General features: G+C 72.8%; 20 protein-coding genes. 12 read left to right on the top strand and 8 right to left on the bottom strand.

All coding sequences use genetic code 11. The features are described 5' to 3' along the window. Window positions 1-40: 40 nt before the first annotated feature. The gene (npdG, locus tag IE267_RS04955) at window positions 41-754 is read right to left on the bottom strand and encodes an NADPH-dependent F420 reductase (protein ID WP_161245472.1); all 714 of its coding nucleotides are present in this window, start codon (window positions 752-754) and stop codon (window positions 41-43) included. A gap of 95 nt (window positions 755-849) precedes the next feature. Between npdG and IE267_RS04950 the strand changes: the two genes are divergently transcribed. Both IE267_RS04950 and IE267_RS04945 read left to right on the top strand, forming a co-directional pair. Then, a complete protein-coding gene (locus IE267_RS04950) occupies window positions 850-1,452 on the top strand; it encodes a hypothetical protein (protein ID WP_161245471.1) in 603 nt (200 codons plus the stop codon). A 118-nt stretch (window positions 1,453-1,570) separates the two neighbouring features. After that, a complete protein-coding gene (locus IE267_RS04945; RefSeq protein WP_189762271.1) occupies window positions 1,571-2,869 on the top strand; it encodes an MFS transporter in 1,299 nt (432 codons plus the stop codon). Between the two features lie 126 nt (window positions 2,870-2,995). Here IE267_RS04945 and IE267_RS04940 read toward each other — a convergent pair whose 3' ends face one another. Beyond that, window positions 2,996-3,226 (bottom strand): hypothetical protein, encoded by a 231-nt coding sequence (locus IE267_RS04940; protein ID WP_161245858.1) that lies wholly within the window; start codon window positions 3,224-3,226, stop codon window positions 2,996-2,998. An 80-nt stretch (window positions 3,227-3,306) separates the two neighbouring features. Between IE267_RS04940 and map the strand changes: the two genes are divergently transcribed. Together map and IE267_RS04930 are read left to right on the top strand one after the other, a co-directional pair. Next, window positions 3,307-4,176, top strand: a complete 870-nt coding sequence (map, locus tag IE267_RS04935; protein ID WP_161245857.1) for a type I methionyl aminopeptidase — start codon at window positions 3,307-3,309, stop codon at window positions 4,174-4,176. A gap of 151 nt (window positions 4,177-4,327) precedes the next feature. Then, window positions 4,328-4,990: a biliverdin-producing heme oxygenase gene (locus tag IE267_RS04930; protein WP_189762270.1), complete on the top strand. Its 663-nt coding sequence runs from the start codon at window positions 4,328-4,330 to the stop codon at window positions 4,988-4,990. A 348-nt stretch (window positions 4,991-5,338) separates the two neighbouring features. Here the strand turns inward: IE267_RS04930 and IE267_RS04925 are convergent, their stop codons facing one another. The 3 genes from IE267_RS04925 to IE267_RS04915 form a co-directional block, all read right to left on the bottom strand. Then, on the bottom strand, window positions 5,339-6,025 hold the full coding sequence (locus tag IE267_RS04925) for a PhzF family phenazine biosynthesis protein (RefSeq protein WP_373304466.1): 687 nt from the start codon (window positions 6,023-6,025) through the stop codon (window positions 5,339-5,341). A gap of 65 nt (window positions 6,026-6,090) precedes the next feature. After that, window positions 6,091-7,578: an HtaA domain-containing protein gene (locus IE267_RS04920; RefSeq protein WP_189762269.1), complete on the bottom strand. Its 1,488-nt coding sequence runs from the start codon at window positions 7,576-7,578 to the stop codon at window positions 6,091-6,093. A gap of 99 nt (window positions 7,579-7,677) precedes the next feature. Next, window positions 7,678-9,084: an HtaA domain-containing protein gene (locus IE267_RS04915; RefSeq protein WP_189762268.1), complete on the bottom strand. Its 1,407-nt coding sequence runs from the start codon at window positions 9,082-9,084 to the stop codon at window positions 7,678-7,680. Between the two features lie 199 nt (window positions 9,085-9,283). On the opposite strand from IE267_RS04915, the gene IE267_RS04910 reads away from it, so the two are divergent. From IE267_RS04910 to IE267_RS04880, 7 genes are all read left to right on the top strand, one after another. Beyond that, window positions 9,284-10,291: a heme/hemin ABC transporter substrate-binding protein gene (locus tag IE267_RS04910; protein ID WP_229860727.1), complete on the top strand. Its 1,008-nt coding sequence runs from the start codon at window positions 9,284-9,286 to the stop codon at window positions 10,289-10,291. Beyond that, window positions 10,288-11,379: a FecCD family ABC transporter permease gene (locus tag IE267_RS04905; RefSeq protein WP_189762266.1), complete on the top strand. Its 1,092-nt coding sequence runs from the start codon at window positions 10,288-10,290 to the stop codon at window positions 11,377-11,379. The genes IE267_RS04910 and IE267_RS04905 overlap by 4 nt, the downstream gene beginning before the upstream one ends. After that, window positions 11,376-12,230, top strand: coding sequence for a heme ABC transporter ATP-binding protein (locus IE267_RS04900; protein ID WP_189762265.1), 855 nt, complete (start codon window positions 11,376-11,378; stop codon window positions 12,228-12,230). Before IE267_RS04905 ends, IE267_RS04900 begins: the two co-directional genes overlap by 4 nt. Before the next feature lie 181 nt (window positions 12,231-12,411). Next, window positions 12,412-13,557 carry an iron uptake system protein EfeO gene (efeO, locus tag IE267_RS04895; protein WP_167153607.1) on the top strand — a complete coding sequence of 382 codons (1,146 nt, stop codon included), beginning with the start codon at window positions 12,412-12,414 and terminating at the stop codon, window positions 13,555-13,557. Window positions 13,558-13,581: 24 nt separating this feature from the next. Then, the gene (efeB, locus tag IE267_RS04890; RefSeq protein WP_189762264.1) at window positions 13,582-14,847 is read left to right on the top strand and encodes an iron uptake transporter deferrochelatase/peroxidase subunit; all 1,266 of its coding nucleotides are present in this window, start codon (window positions 13,582-13,584) and stop codon (window positions 14,845-14,847) included. 9 nt (window positions 14,848-14,856) lie between these two features. Further along, window positions 14,857-15,831 (top strand): iron uptake transporter permease EfeU, encoded by a 975-nt coding sequence (gene efeU, locus IE267_RS04885; protein ID WP_167153603.1) that lies wholly within the window; start codon window positions 14,857-14,859, stop codon window positions 15,829-15,831. After that, a complete protein-coding gene (locus tag IE267_RS04880) occupies window positions 15,719-16,690 on the top strand; it encodes an SCO2278 family lipoprotein (RefSeq protein ID WP_167156277.1) in 972 nt (323 codons plus the stop codon). The genes efeU and IE267_RS04880 overlap by 113 nt, the downstream gene beginning before the upstream one ends. Before the next feature lie 226 nt (window positions 16,691-16,916). On the opposite strand, the gene IE267_RS04875 is transcribed toward IE267_RS04880, so the two are convergent. Next, the gene (locus IE267_RS04875) at window positions 16,917-17,654 is read right to left on the bottom strand and encodes a bifunctional DNA primase/polymerase (RefSeq protein ID WP_167153601.1); all 738 of its coding nucleotides are present in this window, start codon (window positions 17,652-17,654) and stop codon (window positions 16,917-16,919) included. Between the two features lie 469 nt (window positions 17,655-18,123). Here IE267_RS04875 and ddaH point away from each other — a divergent pair, with 469 nt between their 5' ends. After that, complete coding sequence (ddaH, locus tag IE267_RS04870; RefSeq protein WP_346346922.1) at window positions 18,124-18,966, top strand: dimethylargininase; 843 nt, start codon at window positions 18,124-18,126, stop codon at window positions 18,964-18,966. 63 nt (window positions 18,967-19,029) lie between these two features. On the opposite strand, the gene IE267_RS04865 is transcribed toward ddaH, so the two are convergent. Both IE267_RS04865 and IE267_RS04860 read right to left on the bottom strand, forming a co-directional pair. After that, window positions 19,030-20,049 (bottom strand): small ribosomal subunit Rsm22 family protein, encoded by a 1,020-nt coding sequence (locus IE267_RS04865; protein ID WP_167153598.1) that lies wholly within the window; start codon window positions 20,047-20,049, stop codon window positions 19,030-19,032. 10 nt (window positions 20,050-20,059) lie between these two features. Continuing rightward, on the bottom strand, window positions 20,060-21,421 hold the full coding sequence (locus tag IE267_RS04860; RefSeq protein ID WP_167153596.1) for a Bcr/CflA family multidrug efflux MFS transporter: 1,362 nt from the start codon (window positions 21,419-21,421) through the stop codon (window positions 20,060-20,062). Between the last annotated feature and the right edge of the window lie 178 nt (window positions 21,422-21,599).

The following is a 21,599-nucleotide window of genomic DNA, read 5'->3' as shown; positions in this document are numbered from 1 at the left end:
GCCCCGCACCTCGGGCACGGGTGCGCCCGGACAGGCGGGCTCAGACGTCGGTGACGCGCAGCCCCGCGTGCGCCTTGTAGCGGCGGTTGACCGAGATCAGGTTGGCGACGAGCGACTCGACCTGGTGGGCGTTGCGCAGCCGCCCGGCGAAGACGCCGCGCATACCGGGGATGCGTCCGGCGAGGGCCTGCACGAGGTCGGTGTCCGCGCGGGCCTCGCCGAGCACCATCACGTCCGTGTCGATCTCCTCGACCGAGGCGTCCTGGAGCAGCACCGCCGACAGGTGGTGGAAGGCCGCGGTCACCCGGGAGTCGGGCAGCAGGGCGGCGGCCTGCTGGGCGGCGCTGCCCTCCTCGGGCTTCAGTGCGTACGCGCCCTGCTTGTCGAAGCCGAGCGGGTTGACGCAGTCGACGACGAGCTTGCCGGCCAGCTCCTCCCGCAGCGATTCGAGCGTCTTGGCGTGGCCGTCCCACGGCACGGCCACGATCACGATGTCGCTGCGCCGCGCGCACTCCGCGTTGTCGGCGCCCTCGACACCGAGCCCGAGCTCCTCGGCCGCGGTCCGGGCGCGCTCGGCGGCCCGGGAGCCGATGATCACCTTCTGGCCGGCCCGGGCGAGCCGGTAGGCGAGGCCGCGGCCCTGGTCGCCGGTGCCGCCGAGCACGCCGACGACGAGACCGGAGACGTCCGGAAGCTCCCAGGGGTCCTTCGCGGCGGGCTTCGCGGCGTTGGCGGCGTTGTCAGTGGAAGTCATGGGGCCGACCTTACTCGGCCGTAGCCGAGGGCTTCGTTCGGATGAGGAAGACGCGTTCCGGCCCGCGGGGGGCCCGGATGCGGCAGTGTGCGGGCATGGATGCCGTACGGGTCGCACTGCTGCGGGAAGTGCTCGCCGGGACGGAGTGGCTGCGGGCCACCCGCCGCTTCGCGGGCGTCCTGCGCTCCTCGGTCGTGCCGCACGGCGGCGGGCTCCTCCTGGTCGGCACCGAGTCGTACGAGCCCTGGCACCTGGCCGCGCATCTCACCGACGAGGCGGCCTGGTCGGGGCTTCCCGAGCTGAGCCCGACCCTGGTGCGCCACCGCACCGAGCCGGGCGGGCCGCCGCACCTGTCGGTCGGGCTCGGCCGTCTGGAGGCCGCGCGGCGCGGCGAGACGCTGCTCGTGGTGGCGCCCCAGCGGCCCGCCGAAGGGCTCCTCGAACGCGTTCATGACGCACGGAGGGCGGGCGCGACCGTGCTCGCCCTGGACGGCGGCGACCGTGAAGTGCGGGGCCTCGTCCACGAGTCGCTGACCGTGGCGCCGGACGCGGAGCTCGACCTGGACACCGTGCAGCACCTGGTCAGTGCCGCAGCGGGCGAGAACGTCCTGCCGCCGCAGCGCGGCCCCCGCCGCTTCCGCGACCGCCTCGGCCGCCTGGCCGACCAGCTGACGGCCCCGCCGCCGGGACGCTGGTGACGGGTCACCGGTGAGCTGCCCGGCCGGTCCGCGTGCGGCGCCGGGGCGCGCGCCCGGGGGCCACGCGCGCACGTAATTCGTTTGCGTCCGGCGCCCCCGGCCCGGAGCATGGCCGCTCGTGCCCGAAGAACCTCCCGCGTCCCGACTCCGCTCGATCCTGCCCGACCTCGCCCCCTGGCGGGCCTCGGCCGACTTCCGGCTGCTGTGGGTGCAGGGCCTGATCACCAACTTCGGCAGCTTCATGGCGATGGTCGCGCTGCCGCTGCAGATCAAGGAGCTGACCGACTCACCGCTCGCGGTGGGCGCGATGGGCGCGGTGGAACTGGTCCCGCTGGTCGTGTTCGGTCTGTACGGCGGCGCCCTCGCGGACGCGGTGGACCGCCGCAAGGTCATCCTCGCCACCGAGGCGGGCCTCGGTCTGCTCGCGCTGATCCTCCTGGTCAACGCGCTGCTCCCGAACCCCGCGCTCTGGCCGCTGTACGTCGTGGCCGCGGGCGTCTCGGCGCTCGCCGGGCTCCAGCGCCCGGCGCTCGACTCGCTGATGGCCCGGATCGTGCCGCACGACCAGCTGACCGCGGCCGCCGCGCTCAACGCCCTGCGCTGGCAGCTCGGCGCGATCGCGGGGCCGTCGCTGGCCGGCCTGGTCGTGGCGTACGCCGGTACGGCCACGGCGTACGCCACGACCATCGGCACGTTCACCGTGTCGGTAGTGATGTGCGCCCGGCTGACCCCGGCCCCGCCCGCCCATGACGCCCGGAAGCCCTCGCTGCGTGGCATCGCGGAGGGCGCGCGGTACGCGTGGTCACGGCCGGTGCTGCTCGGCACCTACGCGGTGGACCTGGCCGCGATGTTCTTCGCCTTCCCGAACGCGATCTTCCCGTTCCTCGCCGAGAGCCTGCACGCCGACTGGTCGCTCGGCCTGATGTACGCGGCGGGCTCGGCCGGTTCGGTGCTGCTCAGCCTCACCAGCGGCTGGACCTCACGGGTGCGGCGGCACGGCCTGTTCGTGGTGGTCGGCGCGGTCGTCTGGGGCGCGGCGATGGCCGGGGCGGGCCTGATCGGCAACGTCTGGCTGGTGCTCGGCTGCCTCGCGGTGGCGGGCGCCGGCGACATGCTCAGCGGGCTCGGCCGCTCGACGATCTGGAACCAGACCATCCCGGAGGAGCTGCGCGGCCGCCTGGCCGGCATAGAGGTGCTCTCGTACAGCGTCGGCCCGCAGCTCGGCCAGGTCCGGGCGGGCGCGATGGCCGGCTGGACCGGGACGAGGGCGGCCGTGTGGTCGGGCGGGGTGGCCTGCGTGGCCGCGGTGGGGCTGCTCGCCGCGGCGCTGCCCAAGCTGATCACCTACGACTCGGCGACCGACGAGGACGCGGCCCGCCGCAGGGCGGCCAAGCAGCCCACCACCACGGGGGCGTAGCCGCCGCCCGTGCGGGCCGGCCGTGGTGCCCCCGGGCCCGTGCCGCCCCGGCCGGTGGCGTCGGGCCCGGTCCGCGCCGCCCTGGTCGGTGCCGTCCTAGTCGGCGCCGTCCTGGTCGGCGCCGTCCTAGTCGGCGCCGTCCGTCGGGGCGGACTTGTCGTGCCACTTCGGGTCGTTCTCCCACTCCAGGTTCCGTTCCTGCGCGTTCTGCATCGCGTGCTCGGCCTCCTCGCGCGAGGTGTACGGACCGAAGCGGTCCTTGGCCGGGCAGTCGGGGCCCTCCTCGACCTTGTGGTGGACCAGGCAGTAGTACCACTCGCCGGGTTTGCCGACGGTGCGCTTCTTGAACAGAGCCATGGCTGCCTCTTCCCTGGGACGACGGTGGCCTGGGGCCTCAAGGCCATGCTGCCCCACACCCGCTCGATAGACTCGCCGGCATGTCTGGCCAGCCGAAGTCGCAGTCCCTGCTCGTGCCCGGGGAGATCTCTCCGGCCCGTTCCGTCCCGGGTCGTATCCGGCGTCCCGAGTACGTCGGGAAGCCCATGCCCACGCCGTACACCGGACCCGAAGTGCAGACCCCCGAAACCATCGAGCTGATGCGGACCGCGGGGCGGATCGCGGCGCGGGCGATGGAGGAGGCGGCCAAGCACATCGCGCCGGGAGTGACGACGGACGAGCTGGACCGGGTCGCGCACGAGTACATGTGCGACCACGGCGCCTACCCGTCGACGCTGGGCTACCGCGGCTTCCCCAAGTCGCTGTGCTCCTCGGTCAACGAGGTCATCTGCCACGGCATCCCGGACTCGACCGTCCTGAAGGACGGCGACATCGTGAACCTGGACGTCACCGCGTACATCGGCGGGGTGCACGGCGACAACAACGCCACGTACTTCTGCGGGGACGTCGACGAGGAGTCCAAGCTGCTCGTCGAGCGGACCCGCGAGTCCCTCGACCGCGCGATCAAGGCGGTCCGTCCCGGCCGCCAGATCAACATCATCGGCCGCGTCATCGAGTCGTACGCCAAGCGCTTCGGCTACGGCGTCGTGCGGGACTTCACGGGCCACGGCATCAGCACGGCCTTCCACTCCGGCCTGATCGTGCCGCACTACGACGCCCCGCACGCCACCACGGTGATCAAGCCGGGCATGACGTTCACGATCGAGCCGATGCTGACCCTGGGCACCCACGAGTACGACATGTGGGAGGACGGCTGGACGGTCGTCACCAAGGACCGCAAGCGGACGGCGCAGTTCGAGCACACCCTGGTGGTCACCGAGACCGGCACGGAGATCCTCACCCTGCCGTAGCGGCACCGGCCACATTTTTCGATCGTGTGTCCCGTCGCGGGTCAGCGGGTACATTTTTACCGACAGGACGTCGGGAACCAGTTGACTTAGGTAACCCTAACCTGAAACGATCCTGCTGGTTCCCGCACCCCTCGGTCCCCGGAGGCCCGCCTTGACCACCAGCGCGACGACGCCGTTCTCCACGCTGATCCGCACCGCCTCGCACGAGCAGCACACGGAGGCCGAGACCTCGACGTTCATGGGGGACCTGCTCGGCGGCCGGCTCGGTGTCGACGCCTACGCCCGCTACACCGAGCAGCTCTGGTTCGTGTACCGGGCCCTGGAGGAGGGCGCCTCGGCGCTCGCGGCCGACCCGGTCGCCGGGCCGTTCATCCAGCCGGAGCTGATGCGCACGGCCGAGCTGGAGCGGGACCTGGCACATCTGCGCGGCGCCGACTGGCGGCGCACCGCGACGCCGCTGCCCGCGACGGCCGCGTACGCGGAGCGCGTCGCCGAATGTGCCCGGACGTGGCCGGCGGGCTATGTGGCCCACCACTACACGCGCTACCTCGGCGATCTGTCGGGCGGGCAGATCATCCGCGACAAGGCGGAGCGCACGTGGGGCTTCGCCCGCAAGGGCGACGGGGTCCGGTTCTACGTCTTCGACGGCATCGCCAACCCGGCCGCGTTCAAGCGGAGTTATCGCGAGCGGCTGGACGGGCTGGGTGTCGACGACCTGGAGAAGCAGCGGGTCGTCGACGAGTGCAAGCGGGCATTCGGCCTGAACACGGCCGTGTTCAGGGAGCTCGGGGAGGAGTTCCCGCTCAGCGCGTAGCGCTCCGCGGGGGGTCGGGGGGCCGGTTGCGGTGCGGGCCCACCTCAAACTTCCGTGCAGTTCCCCGCGCCCCTCAATGGGTCCGTTCTCGCCTGCGGACCGTGCGTGGCTGGTCGCGCCGTTCCCCGCGCCCCTGGCAGGACCGGTGCGGGGGCACCTACAGCCTGTCATGGGGGTCCCCCCCTGGCCCTTGAGGCCTTGGGGGAGATTGAGGACGAGCGCCCTTAAGGCGCGAACGGGGTCTGGGGCGGAGCCCCAGGACCTTGGGCTTCCGGTGCGGGTCGTGGGTGGCTGGTCGCGCAGTTCCTCGCGCCCCTGTAGGTGACCCGGGATCGGTTGGGCGGGCTCTCAGCAGTGTCGAGGGACGGCCCGGTTGAGGGTTACTCGGCCGCCCAGTTCGATCTCGCCGTCCGGGCCGGGGGCCGTCAGGAGCTGGGAGCCGGCTCCCTGGGTGATGTTCAGGGCCCGGCCCAGGCTCTGGGTGAGGAGGAGGGCCGCCGCGCCCGTCGCCTCGTCCTCCTCGATGCCGTCGCCCCGGCCGGGGAACGCCCTCGCGCGGACCCGGCCGGCCGCTTCGTCCTGCCAGCCCCAGGCGTACACCCACTCCCCCGGCTCCGGCACCGCGAGCGCGTCCACCTCGGCGGCCGAGGCGTACTGGCGCAGGGTACGCGGCGGCACCCACTCGGAGCGGGCCGTGATCCAGGTGAACTCGCCGTCCTGGCGGGCCAGTACGTCCCCCACCGGCAGTTCCAGGACGTCCAGGTCGAGCAGCCAGGCCGTACCGACCAGGGGGTGCCCGGCGAACGGGAGACGCACCCCCGGGGTGTAGATGTCGACGGTGCCGCGCTCGGGATCGTCCACGAACACGGTCTCGCTGAAGCCGAGTTGACGCGCCAGCTCCTGCCGGGCCGCCTCGCCCGGCACGTCCGACCCCTCGCGCACCACTCCGAGCGCGTTGCCGTGGCCGCCGTCGGGGCCGCAGAAGACCCGGAGAACGTCGATCAGTACGTCCTGCTCACTCACGTACGCATTCACGTACGCATTGAAGCAGCAGACCGGGCCGCACCCCCGGCTCGGGGTGCGGCCCTCGGCCCACGAGGTCAGGCCTTGCGGCGCCGGGCGGCGTACAGCATCGCCGCGCCCGCGGCGGCGACCGCGCCCGCCGCGCCGAGCAGCACGCCCGCCGGGACACCGGCGCCGGTGTCGGCCAGGGCCGCGGTGCCGCCCACGGACGAGCCGACCGCGCCGGACGGGGTGGTGTCGGACACCGGGACCGTGCCGCCGCCGGTGCCGGAGCCCTGGGGCAGCGCGACGCCGTCCCGCACCGTGAAGGCGAGGTCGAGCGGGTCGATCGCGTCGCCCGCCTTGTACATCGAGCCCGTGGTGTCGTTGGCGAACGCGGCCGCGCCCTCGGCCGTGAAGGCGGCCGGTACGGCGGCGAGGCGGACCACGCCGCTCTTCGCGGTGTAGTCGGCCCGGGAGAGGTCGAGCGTCGCGAAGGCGATGTCGTCCTTCCTCCCCTTGGGGGTGGTGACGTCGAGCACCAGCGTGCCCTTGTTTCCTTCGGCCCTGACCTTGAGGTCGTTGAACGTCATGTCCAACTGGTGTGCCGGATAACTGAAGTTCACGCTCCCCCTGAAGGACGCGTCGAGCTTGCGGGCCTTGGCGTCGAGGGCCGCGCCGCCCAGGGAGAAGTCGAAGAGGCCGCCGTTCTTCTTCGCCCCGTCGGCCGCCTTGGTGCCGCCACCGCTGTTGATGTAGCGGCGGAAGGACTCCTTCAGGCCCCAGGTGAGCCGGCCGTCGGAGACCTTGCTCTGCCCGGCCGGTACGGGGGTGGGCGCGGTCGGCGGCACGGGCTTGCCGGACGGCCTGGACGGGTCGGACGGCTTGGGCTTGTCCGACGGCTTCGGCTCGTCGGAGGGCTTGGGCCTGTCCGGCGTGGTTACGGGGGTGACCGTCAGGGTCGCCGGGTCGAGCGGGTCGCCCTCCTTGTACTGGCCGTTGAAGGCAGCGGCCCCGGCCTCGGTGAGGGCGGCCGGTATGTCCTTGAAGACCATCGCGCCGCCCGCGCCGGAGCCCGGCCGCACCTTCGACAGGTCGAGGTCGGCGAGCGCCACGTCGTTCTTGACCTGGTCCTTGCCCGACTGGTCCTTGGTGGTGATGTCGGCGGTGATCGCCCCCTTGGTGCCGGTGGTGGCGACCTTCAGGTCGGACAGCTCGATGTCCAGGACACCGCCGTGCGCCTCGAAGCGGACGCCGCCCCTGAAGGCGTTGCGCGTGGCGTGCGTCGCCGTGTCGTAGGTGCCCGTACCGCCGGTGAAGGTGAACACGCCGTTGGCGGCCGCCTGCTTCGCGCCGTCCGCGACCGTGATGCGGCCGGCCGCCGCGATGTACTTGCGGAAGCTTTCGCGAAAGCCCCAGTCGAGGGTGCCGTCCTTCAACTCCTGCGTGGGCGTGGGCCCTTGGGGAGCCGGAGCCGCCGAGGCCGGCACGGCCGCGCCCAGCGCGGCGGCGGTGGCGACGGCCGCCGCGAGCGCCACGGACCGCCGACGGCGGCGAAGAAGGGAAGCGGAGGGAGTTGTGGACATCGGCCGGGTCTCCTTGATGGGTCTACGGGGGAACGGGAAGGGGGTTACGGGGGGAAAGGGGACAGCGGGAGGAGGGTGCGGTCAGGCGTCGGTGGGGGGTTAGTCCGCGGGGGGTTCGGGGGTCGCCGGTGCCGTCCGGCGCCTGCGCGTCAGGGCGAGCGCGGTGCCCGCCACGGCGAGGAGTGCCGCGCCGATCGCCGCGTAGCCGAGCGCACCCGGGCCCGAGCCGGACGTGGCCCCGGACGTCGGCTCCGCCCCGGGCGGGGACGCGCCGTGCGAGGGCGCCGCCGACGGCACGGTGTCCGCGCCGGTGCCGAGGTCGGGCAGGGCGGGCAGCCGCGCCCCGGGGGCGACGGCGACGGCGAGGGACACCGGGTCCATGGCGGTGCCCGCCGGGTACATCCCGCCGAACAGCTCGGCTCCCTCGGCGGTCAGCTCGGCGGGTGCCTCGACGATGCTCACCAGGCCGTTCTTCGGGTCGAGTTGGGCCGGGAAGGTGACGATCGGGCGGCCGCCGGCCGAGAGCGTGCCGGTGCGGTCGGCCACCTTCACCGCGACCCGGTCGAGGGTGACGTCGAGTTGCTTGCCGGTGAAGCGGACGGCTCCGGTGAAGGTCGCGTCCAGGGTGGCCGCGTGCTCGTCGTACGTGCCCTTGCCGCCGGGGAAGCGGAACAGCGCCCCGCCGTCCCGGGCCCCGGCCGACACCGTCCACCGACCCTGCGCGACGGGACCGCCCACGTACTCGCGGAAGGTGCGGCGCACCCCCCAGTCGACGGCCGCGTCGGCGAAGCCGGCGAACTGGCCTGCCCGGGACGAGGGAGTCGAACCTGCCGTGGCCGACGGTGAGTTGGCTGCCTTCGGCGTCTCCGTGTCCACCGACAGGCTCACCGGGTCGAGCGCCGTGCCCGCCGCGTAGTACCCGGCGAAGGCCTCCGCACCCTCGGAGGTCAGCGTCGCCGGGACGTTCTGGAGGGCGATGGGGGTGGAACCGCCCTCCAGAACGATCCCGGCGAGCGCCAGCGAGGCGAGCGGCACCTGGGACCTGGTGGTGACCTGCCCGCTGCCCTTCGCCTTGCTGGTCATGTCGGCGTAGAGGGTTCCCCTGCCGTTCTCCATCCGCACGGAGGGGCGCGCCACGACGAGGTCCAGCTCATGGGTGCCGTCCGGTTTCGGATGGCCCGTGAAGTGGACGCCGCCGGCGAACGCGGCCCGGAAGCCGCCGCCCTCCGGGTCGTAGGAGCCGGTCGCCGAGTGGAAGCGGAACTGGCTGCCGCCGACGGTGGCGGCACCGCCCGTCAGGCTCCAACTGCCGTGCGCCACCGGGCCGGTGACATAGCTCTGGAAGGACGACTTGATCCCCCAGTCGAGCCGGCCACCCCGCACCGCCCGCTCCCCCGCATCCGCCGCCCGGGCGGACGCCGACGGAGGCAGCGCCCCCAATGCCGCCCCCAGGACCGCCGCGAGCAGCGCGAGGGCGAGGGCCTTGGCGGGTCTGGACGACGACATGGAGATCCCTCCGGTATCGGGCGGCACGGCGCTCGCCCGGGGTGGGCCGGGCAGTCGCGGGGGCAGCCCGGGGGCAAGCCGCAAGGCAGGCCCACAGATGCGGCCTGGCGACTTAGGTAAGGCTAACCTAAGGTGGTCGTGGCTGTGCCGGAAGTCCCCCGCATCGCCGACCACTACCGAGCGAAGGACGGTGCACCCGGTGCGCAGACCAGGACTTCTCGCGGGTGCGCTGCTCTCCGCGCTCGCCCTCGCCCTCACGGGCTGCGGCACCGGCGACGGCACGAGTACGGGCACCGGCCAGGCCGCCGGGGCGGCTCCCGCCCCGGACCGGGTCGAGCCGCTCACCTCGACTCCCGCGCCCCGGCTGCCCGTCACGGTGGACTCCGCGGACGGACGCCGGGTCGAGGTGCGCTCCGGCGACCGGATCGTGCCGCTCACCGGCTCCCTCGGCGAGATCGTGTTCACGCTCGGGCTCGGACCCCACGTGGTGGCCCGGGACATCACGACCACCTTCGAACAGGCTGCGAAGCTCCCGGTGGTGACGAGGGCTCACGACGTCTCGGCCGAGAGCGTCCTCTCCCTGAAGCCGACGCTCGTGCTCGCCGACACCTCGACCGGACCGGCCGAGGCCGTCGACCAGATCCGTGCCGCCGGAATCCCGCTGGTCGTGGTCGAGCCCGCCAAGAGCCTCGCCGACGTGGACCGCAGGATCGACGCGGTGGCCGCCGCCCTGGGCGTTCCGGACGCCGGTAGCGCGCTCAAGTCCCGTACGGACCAACGGATTTCGGCGGCCCGCTCCGCCGCACCGAAGGGCGGCGGGAGACCCCGGGTCGCCTTCCTCTACCTGCGCGGGTCGGCATCCGTCCATCTGCTCGGCGGGGCCGACTCCGGCGCCTCCTCCCTCATCGAGGCGGCGGGCGGCGTCGACGCGGGCAAGGAGTCGGGCCTGTCGAAGGACTTCACCCCCATCACCAGCGAGGCCCTCGCCAAGGCCGCCCCGGACGCCATCCTGGTGATGAGCAAGGGGCTCGCGTCCGTGGGCGGCGTCGACGGCCTCCTGAAGGTGCCGGGCGTCGCCGAGACCCCGGCCGGCCTGGACCGCAGGATCGTGTCCGTCGACGACGGCGTGCTGCTCAATTACGGCCCGCGCACCGACCGCGTCCTGCGGTCCCTCGTGGACCAGCTGTACCCGGAGCCGAAGAAGTGACCGCGACGACCGAGGCCCCCGAGGCGACGGCCCCGCCCGAACCCGAACGCCCGAAGCCGGGGCGCTCGACTCCCTTCCTGCTCACGGTCGTTCTGCTGGCCGCGCTCGTCCTGCTCGCCCTCCTGTCCGCCGGGCTCGGGGCGTACCACATCGCGCTCGGTGACGTGCTCGGCTCGGTGCGCCATCGCGCGGGGCTCGGCGGCCACGGGCTCGACCGGGTCGGCGAGAGCGTGCTGTGGAACGTGCGGCTCCCCCGGGTGGCGCTCGCCCTGCTCGTCGGCGCGTCCCTGGGCTGTGCGGGCGCGCTCATGCAGGGCGTGTTCGGCAATCCGCTCGCCGAGCCCGGCGTGATCGGGATCTCGGCGGGCGCGGCGGCCGGTGCGGTCGGCTCCATCACGCTCGGGCTGAGCTTCTTCGGCAACTGGACCATCACGTTCTGCGCGTTCACCGCCGGCCTGGCCACGGTCCTCGTCGTGTACGCCATGTCCCGCTCGGGCGGCCGCACCGAGGTCGTCGCCCTCATCCTCACCGGCATCGCGGTGAACGCCTTCGCGGGCGCCCTGATCGGCCTGTTCATCTTCTTCGCGGACAACGCCCAGATCTCCCAGATCACCTTCTGGCAGCTGGGATCGCTCGCCCAGGCCACCTGGCCCAAGGTGCTCGCCGTACTTCCGTGCGCCGTGGCGGGCCTGGCCGTCGCCCCGCTGTACGCCCGCAGGCTCGACCTCCTCGCGCTCGGCGAACGGCCCGCGCGGCACCTGGGCGTCGACGTCGAGCGGCTGCGCATGGTGCTCGTGCTCGTCGTCGCGCTGCTCACCGCGGCCGCCGTGGCGGTGGCCGGGATCATCACGTTCGTCGGGCTCCTGGTGCCGCACCTGCTGCGCATGGCGGCCGGCCCCGGACACCGCTTCCTGGTGCCCGGCAGCGCGATCGGCGGCGCGGTCGTCCTGATGGCGGGCGACCTCGCGGCCCGTACCGTGGCGGCCCCCGCCGAACTGCCGCTGGGCGTCCTGACCGCCCTGTTCGGCAGCCCGTTCTTCTTCTGGCTCCTGCGCAGGACCCGGCGCACGCAAGGCGGTTGGGCATGAACGTCCTGACGTCCCTCTTCTCCGTCCTCTCCTCCGCACGCGGGCCGCGCGAGCTCCCCACACCGCCCGCGCCGGGCCAAGTGGCCCTTGAGGCAAGCGAGTTGCGGGTGACACTCGGGGGCCGTGCCGTCCTGGACGGCGTCGGAATCCAGGTGCGTACCGGTGAGGTCGTGGCGCTCGTCGGGCCCAACGGGGCGGGCAAGTCCACGCTGCTCGCCGCGCTCGCGGGCGATGCGGCCGCCGCCTCGGGGACGGTACGGATCGACGAGCGGCCCCTCGCCGACCGGCCCGCGTCGGAACTCGCGCTGCGCCGGGCCGTGCTGCCGCAGCAGGCCGCGCTCTCCTTTCCCTTCCCGGTCGAGGAGGTCGTCCGGATGGGCCGGGCACCCTGGGCCGGGACCGTGCGCGAGGGCGAGGACGACGCGGTGGTCGCGGAGGCGATGGCGGCCACCGAGGTGGCCGGCTTCGCGCGGCGGCCCTTCGACGCGCTGTCCGGCGGCGAGCGGGCCCGCGTCGCGCTGGCCCGGGTACTCGCCCAGCGCGCGCCGGTGCTGCTGCTCGACGAACCGACCGCCGCACTCGACCTGCGCCACCAGGAACTGGTCCTGCGCATCTGCCGCGAGCGGGCCCGCGCCGGGGACGCCGTCGTGGTGGTGCTGCACGACCTCGGCCTGGCGGCCGCGTACGCGGACCGGATCGCCGTGCTGCACGAGGGGCGGCTCGCGGCCGAGGGGCCGCCTCGCGAGGTGCTCACCGAGGAGTTGATCGGCCGGGTCTACCGGCAGCCCGTGGACGTGCTGCCCCACCCCGGGACGGGCTCCCCGCTGGTCGTCCCGCGGCGCCATCCTTGACCCGGCCTTGACCACGGGACGTGATCCTTGACCCGGCCGTGACCGGCGCGGCGCGATCCGTGATCCCGCCGTGACCGGTGAGAGCTGAATCACGCGCCCAGTGGGTATCGGTCAGGTAAGGCTCGGTTAAGTTAGGTCCGCCTCAGTCGACCTGTCGACCCTGACCCAGCGTGGAGCCCGCATGCGACCCGTCCGTACTTCCGTCGTCACCGCCGCCGCGGCCGTCGCTGCCCTGACCGCCGTCACGGGCTGCGCCGACAAGAGCGACGCCAAGGCCGGCGGCGCCGACGGCTCGGTCCAGGTGACGGCCACCGACAGCTCCTGCAAGCTGTCGAAGACCGAGTTCCCGGCCGGACACGTCAAGTTCGACATCGAGAACAAGGGCTCCAAGGTCACCGAGGTCTACCTGCTCTTCCCGGACGACCGCATCGTCGCCGAGCGCGAGAACATAGGCCCCGGCCTCAAGCAGCAGCTCACCGCCGAGGTCAAGGCCGGCTCGTACGAGGTCGCCTGCAAGCCCGGCATGAAGGGCGACGGCATCCGCCAGAAGGTCACCGTCACCGGCGGCACCGCCGCCAAGCGCAACCCGCAGCTGGACACGGCCGTGGCCGAGTACCGCAAGTACGCCCAGGAGCAGGCCGACGAGACGCTGCCCAAGGTGAAGGTCTTCACCGACGCGGTGCGGGCCGGCGACGTGGAGGCGGCCAAGAAGGCGTTCGCCCCCTCGCGCCTGGGCTGGGAGCGCACCGAGCCGGTCGCGGAGTCCTTCGGTGACATCGACCCGAAGACCGACACCCGCGAGGACGGCCTGGAGAAGGGCCAGAAGTGGACCGGCTGGCACCGTCTGGAGAAGTCCCTCTGGGTCGACGGCAAGATCGGTGACGACGAGAAGAACCTCGCCACCGAGCTGGACAAGGACCTGACCGACTGGCAGAAGCGGGTCGGCACCGCCGAGATCACCCCGACCTCGATGGCCAACGGCGCCAAGGAGCTCCTCGACGAGGTCGCCACCGGGAAGATCACCGGCGAGGAGGACCGCTACAGCCACACCGACCTGTCCGACTTCAAGGGCAACGTCGAGGGCGCGCAGAAGGCGTACGAGCTGCTCAAGCCGGTCGCCTCGAAGAACGACGCGGCGCTCACCACCGAGCTGGACAAGCAGTTCGCCGCCCTGGACACGCTGCTCGACAAGTACCGCACGGACAAGACCTCCTACGACTTCACCTCGTACGACAAGGTCGGCGAGGGTGACCGCAAGCAGCTCTCCGACACCGTGAACGCGCTCGCCGAGCCGCTGTCGAAGCTCGCCGCGGCCGTCGCGAAGTAACCGCAGGAGCAGGAGGAGACCCTCATGAGCGACGCCACGACCGAGGCAGCCGGCACCGGCAGGCCGCCCTCCCGCCGGGCGCTGCTCGGCTGGGGCGGGGCGGGCCTGGCGCTCGGCGCCGCCGCGGCCGGCGGCACGGTCGCCGTCGTCAAGAGCGGCGGCAGCGACGCGGTGCCGGCCGCCGACACGGGCGCCGCGGTGCCGTTCCACGGCGAGCACCAGGCCGGCATCGCCACCGCCGTCCAGGACCGGCTGCACTTCGCCTCGTTCGACGTGACGACGAAGGACCGCGCCGAACTCGTCCAGCTGCTCAAGGACTGGACGGTGGCCGCCGCCGCGATGACCGAGGGCAAGACGGTCGGCGAGGGCGCCTACGGCGGGCTCGCCGAGGCGCCGCCGGACGACACCGGCGAGGCGCTCGGCCTCAAGCCGTGCCGGCTGACCCTGACCTTCGGCGTCGGCCCCTCGCTCTTCGCCAAGGACCGCTTCGGCCTGGACGGCAAGCGGCCCGAGGCGCTGGTCGACATCGAGCAGTTCCCCGGCGACAACCTCGAACCGGCGCGCAGCGGCGGCGACCTGTGCGTCCAGGCCTGCGCGGACGATCCCCAGGTGGCGGTGCACGCGATCCGCAACCTGGCCCGCATCGGCATGGGCAAGGTCGCCATCCGCTGGTCGCAGCTCGGCTTCGGCAAGACGTCCTCGACGACGCCGGACGCGCAGACCCCGCGCAACATGATGGGCTTCAAGGACGGCACCCGGAACGTCTCGGGCACCGACACCAAGGCGCTCGACGACCACGTGTGGGTCGGCGCGAAGGACGGCTCCGACTGGATGACCGGCGGCTCCTACCTGGTGGCCCGCCGCATCCGCATGCACATCGAGACCTGGGACCGCACCTCGCTCCAGGAGCAGGAGGACGTCTTCGGCCGCGACAAGGGCGAGGGCGCCCCGGTCGGCAAGGCCAAGGAGCGCGACGAGCCGTTCCTGAAGGCGATGAAGCCGACCGCGCACGTCCGCCTCGCGCACCCCGACTCCAACGACGGTGCCCGCATCCTGCGCCGCGGCTACTCCTTCACGGACGGCACGGACGGCCTCGGCCGGCTGGACGCGGGCCTGTTCTTCCTGGCCTACCAGCGGGACGTACGCAAGGGCTTCCTGCCCGTCCAGCGGGCCCTGGCCCGCCATGACGCGCTCAACGAATACATCCAGCACGTGGGTTCGGCGATTTTCGCGGTCCCGCCGGGCGTCCGCGACAAGGACGACTGGTGGGGCCGGGGACTCTTCGGCTGAGAGGGAGACATGTTCGCCAACTATCTGATCGGCCTGCGCGAGGGTCTCGAAGCGAGCCTGGTCGTGTGCATCCTGGTCGCCTACCTGGTGAAGACCGGGCGGCGGGACGCGCTCAAGCCGGTGTGGATCGGCGTCGCGGTGGCCGTGTTCGTCGCGTTCGCGTTCGGCGCGGGCCTCGAATTCGGCTCGCAGGAGATGACCTTCAAGGCGCAGGAGGCGCTCGGCGGTTCGCTGTCGATCGTCGCCGTCGGCCTGGTCACCTGGATGGTGTTCTGGATGCGGCGCACCGCGCGGCACCTGAAGACCGAGCTCCAGGGCAAGCTCGACTCGGCCCTGCTGATGGGCACCGGCGCCCTGGTGGCGACCGCGTTCCTCGCGGTCGGCCGCGAGGGCCTGGAGACCGCCCTGTTCGTGTGGACGTCGGTGCACGCGGCCGGCTCCGACAACGGCACCTTCCAGCCGATGATCGGCGCCCTGCTGGGCCTCGCCACCGCGGTGTTCCTGGGCTGGCTGTTCTACCGGGGCGCACTGAAGATCAACCTGGCGAAGTTCTTCACCTGGACCGGCGGCATGCTGGTGGTCGTCGCCGCGGGCGTCCTCGCCTACGGCGTGCACGACCTCCAGGAGGCCGACTTCCTGCCGGGCATCAACTCCCTTGCCTTCGACATCAGTTCGACGATCGCGCCGGACAGCTGGTACGGCACCCTCCTCAAGGGCGTCTTCAACTTCCAGCCCGACCCGACCGTCGTCCAGGTCGTCGTCTGGGCCCTGTACCTGATCCCCACGCTCGCGTTCTTCTTCGCCCCGGTAGGGTTCCGGAAGTCCGAGGGGACGACGAGGGTCGAGGGGCAGAAGGCGGTCCATGAGCAGGGTGAGTCGGCTGACGGCGGGGCTCGCGACGGTGACCGTACTGACGGTGACCGCGAGCGGCTGCGTGACGGTGCACGGGGAGCGGGAAGTCGTACCGTCGGCGACGAAGGCTGAGGCCGCGAAGGCGCTCACCGACTTCCTCGACGCCTACAACAAGGCCGACAAGGCCTACGACCCGGCCCTCGACGCGGGCCGGGTCACCGGTGCCTTCGGCGCCACGACCCAGGCGGGCTTCACCGTCCGCCACACGACGAGCCCGGGCGGCAACGCCCAGCACTCGCCGCTGGCCCTGAGCGACACCGCGTACACGATCCCCAAGCAGGCGGGCTGGCCACGCTGGTTCGTCGCCGACGCGGACTCCAACCGCGACCAGGACGACAAGGGCCCGAACGACACCCGCTGGCTGCTGCTCTTCATACGCACCGGGCCCGAACAGGTGTGGAAGCTGGCCTACTTGTCGATCCTGGGCGCCAAGGACGTGCCCGCCTTCAAGGCCGACAAGGACGGCTGGGCCGAGCCGGTACGCCCCGACGACCCCTCCCTCGCGGTCGCCCCGAAGGACCTGAGCGCGGACTACGCCTCGTACCTCCAGAGCGGCAAGCCACCGGTGTTCGCGCCCGGGGACCACACCAGCTCCTGGCGCGAGGCACGCCAGAAGAACGCCGTGCGGTCGGGACGCATCAGCCAGTTCCTCGACCAGCCCCTGAACGACGGCGACTTCGCCCCGCTGGGCCTGCGCACCGCCGACGGCCGCGCCCTCGTCTTCTTCTCCGCCCGGCACTTCGAGCGCCAGACCGCGGCGAAGGGCGTCCGCCTCGACATCTCCCCCGACGAGAAGGCCCTGCTGACCGGCCGGATCAACACCTCCCTCACCCGGGAGTGGATCTCCAACGAACTGGCCCTGGTACCGGCCAAGGGCCCGGTCGTGGTGACCAACCGCATCCAGGGGCTCGTGGCGACGAAGGGCGAGTAGCGGCAGCCGACTCCGCGGCGAGCCGCCTGGGGCGATGCCGGGCGCCCTCAGCCCGTCCGGCGTTTGAGGACGAGCGCCCTCAAGACGCGAACGGGGTCGGGGGCGCGGCCCCGAGGAGGGGCGCAGGGGACGCAGTCCCCGCGGGGGTCCGAGGGGCGCAGCCCCAGGAACAACCCTTGCCCACCCCACCCCCGGAGGGTCTGGGGAAGGGGCGGGGAGGGGGAACCTACCGGCCGAGCGGCCAGGCAACCGCCGGCGCCCCCGCCTCCCCCGCATACCGCGCACACGCGTCGGTCAATGCCTCAAGCAACGTCAGCGGATCCGGAAGCACATGCTCCGGCCCGCGCACCCAGCCCACCGCGAGCTCTCCCGGCAACCGCGCCGGCGGCACCAGCACGTAGCTTCCCCGGCAGTGCCATCGCAGCCCCGGATGCTCGTCCATCGTCTCGGGATGACAGTCCAGCTCGCAGGGCCACCACTCGTCCTCGTCCTCGGGCGTTCCCCGCGTCGCGGTGAAGAACAGCATCCGCCCGTGGTCGCCGTCGCCGGCCGCCTCGGCGACCGGCCCGACGTCGATCCCCTCGGAGAGCAGCCGGGCCAAGGCCTCGCGCCCCGCTTCGAGCGGTACGTCGAGGACGTCGTGGACCATTCCGGTCGCGGTGATGAAGTTGGCCTCCGGCTGCCCGAGCGCCCAGCGCTCGATCTGCGCGGGGTCGGTGGTCGACTGGGTCTGCCAGGCGAAGGAGACGGGGTGGCGGGCCGGCGTGGGACATCCGACGCGGTCACAGGAACATCGGTAGCCGACGGGGTGCGCGGCGGGCGCCAGGGGCAGATCGGCGGCGGCGACGGCCAGGAGCAGCGGGAGCCGGCCCTGGTCCGCACCCGGAGCGTCCTTGGGCCGCCTGCGCAGCCAGCGGGACAGTTTGCTCTCCTCGCCGCGGGAACGGCCGAACTCAGCGCCCATGTATCCCCTCACCTCACCGTCGCCAGGGACTCTCGGTCACGGAGGACCCTGGAGAACATCGTCCCACCATCCTGCTCCCCGGGTGACCGCACCGGACATCCGGGGTGTGTGACATGACCCGCCCGTGACCAACGGCCGACGCCCGGGCGATCAGTGCGGGACGATCCGGCACGGGACCGCCCGTGCGATCGGCGCGGGGCCCTCCGGCGCCGTACGCCCTCCAGGGGAACGGCGCGCGGCGGCCACGGACCGGGCGGCGGGGTGGGCCCGACGGCCCGCAGAGGCGAGCCGCTGAGGAAGTTGAAGGCGGGGCGCACCGCACCGGAAGAGCCGTGAACGCGCGGGTGAACCGGGTGGGCCAGATGAAAAACACCCGGACGGTGCACTGCGCGGACGCCCCGCACGGCGGACCATGGGCTGCACGCGGCTGCACGCCCGTGCAGCCCAAGTCGCCCGTGAGGAGCCCTCATTGCCTCGTGAAGCCCGTGACCTCCGCCCCCAGAGAACCGCCCGACCCCGGCGCTATCTGATGTGCCCACCGGCACACTTCAAGGTCACGTACTCCATCAACCCCTGGATGGACCCAGAGAAGCCGGTCGACCTGCCCCTGGCCCTGGCCCAGTGGGAGGACCTGCGCGACCGGTACCGCTCGCTCGGCCACACCGTCGAGCTGCTCGACCCCCGCCCCGACCTGCCCGACATGGTCTTCGCCGCCAACGGAGCCACCGTGATCGACAGCCGGGTGCTCGGCGCCCGCTTCGCGTATCCGGAACGCGCGGCCGAGGCCGAGGTCCACCTGGACTGGTTCCGTGCGCACGGCTTCGCGCCCGTCCACGAGCCGGCCCACATCAACGAGGGCGAGGGCGACTTCGCCGTGACGGCCTCGTATCTGCTCGCCGGGCGCGGCTTCCGCTCCAGCCCGCTCTCGCACGACGAGGCCCAGGAGTTCTTCGGCCGCCCGGTCATCGGCCTCGACCTGATCGACCCGCGCTACTACCACCTGGACACGGCTCTGTGCGTCCTGGACGACGACGCCGACGAGATCATGTACTACCCGCCGGCGTTCTCGCCCGGTAGCCGGGCCGTGCTGTCCAGGCTGTTCCCGCACGCGTTGATCGCCGAGGAGCCGGACGCGGCCGCACTCGGGCTCAACGCGGTCAGCGACGGCCACCACGTGCTGCTCCCCCAGGGTGCCGTCGGCCTCTTCGACCCGCTGCGTGCGCGGGGTTACGAGCCGATCGCCATGGACCTGGGCGAGCTGCTCAAGGGAGGCGGCAGCGTGAAGTGCTGCACCCAGGAACTGCGTTCCTGACAGGCGCCCGACCGGGCTCCGGACGGTCCCCCGCCCCTGGCCGGGCCCCGCCCCGAACGTGCCCTAGGAGGCCGGCTCCGCGGAGTGGGGCGGCCAGGGGTCGCCCCACTCGGCATCGCGGGCGGCGCGGTACAGCACGCCGTGCCGCTTGCTGACCGTCTCGCGGCGCAGCTGCTCCTGCGCCGTGCAGAGCTCCAGCAGCACCTGGCCCTTGCGGATCTGGGGCCGCCGCACGACCCGCGCCGGGGCGGGGTCCGGGGCGAACCGGGTGGCCGCGAGGTAGCTGAACTTCTCGTCCTCGTACGCCAGTGAGCCGCCCTTGACCTGGCGGTGCAGGGAGGAGCGGCTGACCCGGGCCGAGAAGTGGCACCAGTCGGTGCCGGGCTCGATGGGACAGGCGGCGCTGTGCGGGCAGGGCGCGGCGATGTGCAGGCCGGCCGCGACGAGCCGGTCCCGCGCCTCGATGATGCGGGCGTAGCCGTCGGGGGTGCCGGGCTCCACGATGACCACGGCACCGGCCGCGGTGTCGGCCGCCGCGTCCACCAGGGAGCGGCGGTCGTCCGGGGTCAGTTCGTTCAGGACGTACGAGACGGTGACGAGGTCGGCGCTCTTCAGGGAGAGGGCCGAGCCGATGCGGGCGCGCTCCCAGCGGGCTGTGCTCAGTCCGGGCAGCCCGGAGGCCTCGGCGAGTTCGCGGCCGACGGCGAGGGCGGGCTCCGCCCAGTCCAGAACGGTCGTCGCCACGGGGGTCTCCGCGTCCTCCCACGCCTCGGCGACCGCCCAGCTCGCCGAGCCCGTGCCGCCGCCGATGTCGGTGTGCGTGGCCGGGGTCCAGGGCCCGGCCGCGTCCCGGAACGCGCCGAGCGCGGAGCGCACCGCCTCGAAGGTGGCGGGCATCCGGTACGCGGCGTAGGCAGCGACGTCGGAGCGGTCGCGCAGCACCGGGGCATGGGTCGGGACGACGCCGCGGTAGTGACTGATCAGCCGGTCGACGGCGCCTGCGGTCTGCGAGGGCGGCAGCCCGTCGAGCAGTCCGGCCAGGGCCGAGCGCAGGACGTCCGGGGCGGGGAGGGAGTGGTTCACCGGCAGGAGTCTACTTTTGCGGCGCCGCGTCCCCGGCCGCCGCGGTGCGTGCCTGCGGCCCCCGCTGCCAGGGACGGCAGAGCAGCAGGAAGCAGAGCAGGGCGGCGACGGCCGACGCCAGCTGGACGACCGCCATGGGCACGGCGGTCGCCTCGCCCGCGATGCCGACCAGCGGGGAGGCGACCGCGCCGACCAGGAAGGAGGAGGTGCCGAGCAGGGCCGAGGCGGAGCCGGCGGCGTTCGGGGTGCGCATCAGGGCCTGGGCGTTGGTGTTCGGCATGGCGAGGCCCATCGCCGACATGAGCACGAAGAGACCGGCGGCGATCGGCGCCAGGCCCACCTCGCCGAACGCTCCGGAGGTCATCAGGAGCAGGGCCGTGGCCGCCAGGGTGATCACGGCCAGGCCGAAGCCGAGCGCCTTGTCCAGGCTGACCCGGCCGATGAGGAGCTTGCCGTTGATCTGCCCGACGACGACCAGACCCACGGAGTTGAGGCCGAACAGCAGGGAGAAGGTCTGCGGGGAGGCGCCGTAGATCTCCTGCACCACGAAGGGGGAGGCGGATATGTAGGCGAACAGCGCGGCGAAGGCGAAGCCGCCCGCGAGCATGTAGCCGGTGAAGACCCGGTCCTTGAGGAGGCCGCCCATGGTGCGCAGGGCCTCTCCGACACCGCCGGAGTGGCGCCGTTCCACCGGAAGCGTCTCGTGCAGCCACTTGAACACCACGGCGGTGAGGAGCACGCCGATCACGGTCAGCACGACGAAGACGCCGCGCCAGTCGGTCAGTCGCAGCACCTGGCCGCCGATCAGCGGGGCGACCACGGGGGCGACACCGGAGATCAGCATCAGGGTGGAGAAGAAGCGGGCCATCTCCACGCCGTCGTAGAGATCGCGCACCACGGCGCGGGCTATCACGATGCCCGCGGCCCCGGCCAGGCCCTGCAACAGGCGGAAGGCGATGAGGAGTTCGACATTGGGGGCGAAGGCACAGACCGCGGTGGCCAGGACGTAGACGACCATGCCGATGAGGAGGGGGCGGCGCCGTCCCCACCTGTCGCTCATGGGCCCGACGACGAGCTGGCCCAGCGCCATGCCGGCGAGGCAGGCCGTGAGGGTGAGCTGGACGGTCGCGGCCGGGGAGCGCAGGGCGTCGGTGACCTCGGGCAGTGCCGGCAGGTACATGTCCATGGAGAGCGGCGGGAGCGCGGTGAGTCCGCCGAGCACGAGCGTGACCAGAAGGCCGGTGCGGCGCAGTGCCGCGGTGGCGGCGGTGGCCGCCTTCGGGGGCTCGGGGGCCTTGGGAGCCTCGGCGGCCTCCGCGTCGGCCGTGGTCGGTATGGGGCCCTGGGCGTCCTGACCGGCGCGCTCCGGCATCGGTTTCTCTCCTGAAGGTTGAATCGAATAACCATGCTCTCAGCCGGTTCCGGCGCTGAGCACCACTCGGGACGCACAGGAAAGGAGGAACGGGTCACATCCGGCCCACTCGGTTCCGGGGAACCCGCGGCCCGTCGGCGCGCACTCCCACATCGCGGACGCACGGTCTCACCAGGCG

This window comes from Streptomyces xanthochromogenes (assembly GCF_014650455.1).
GTDB lineage: Bacteria > Actinomycetota > Actinomycetes > Streptomycetales > Streptomycetaceae > Streptomyces > Streptomyces xanthochromogenes.
This window is presented reverse-complemented; position numbering and strand designations above follow the sequence as displayed.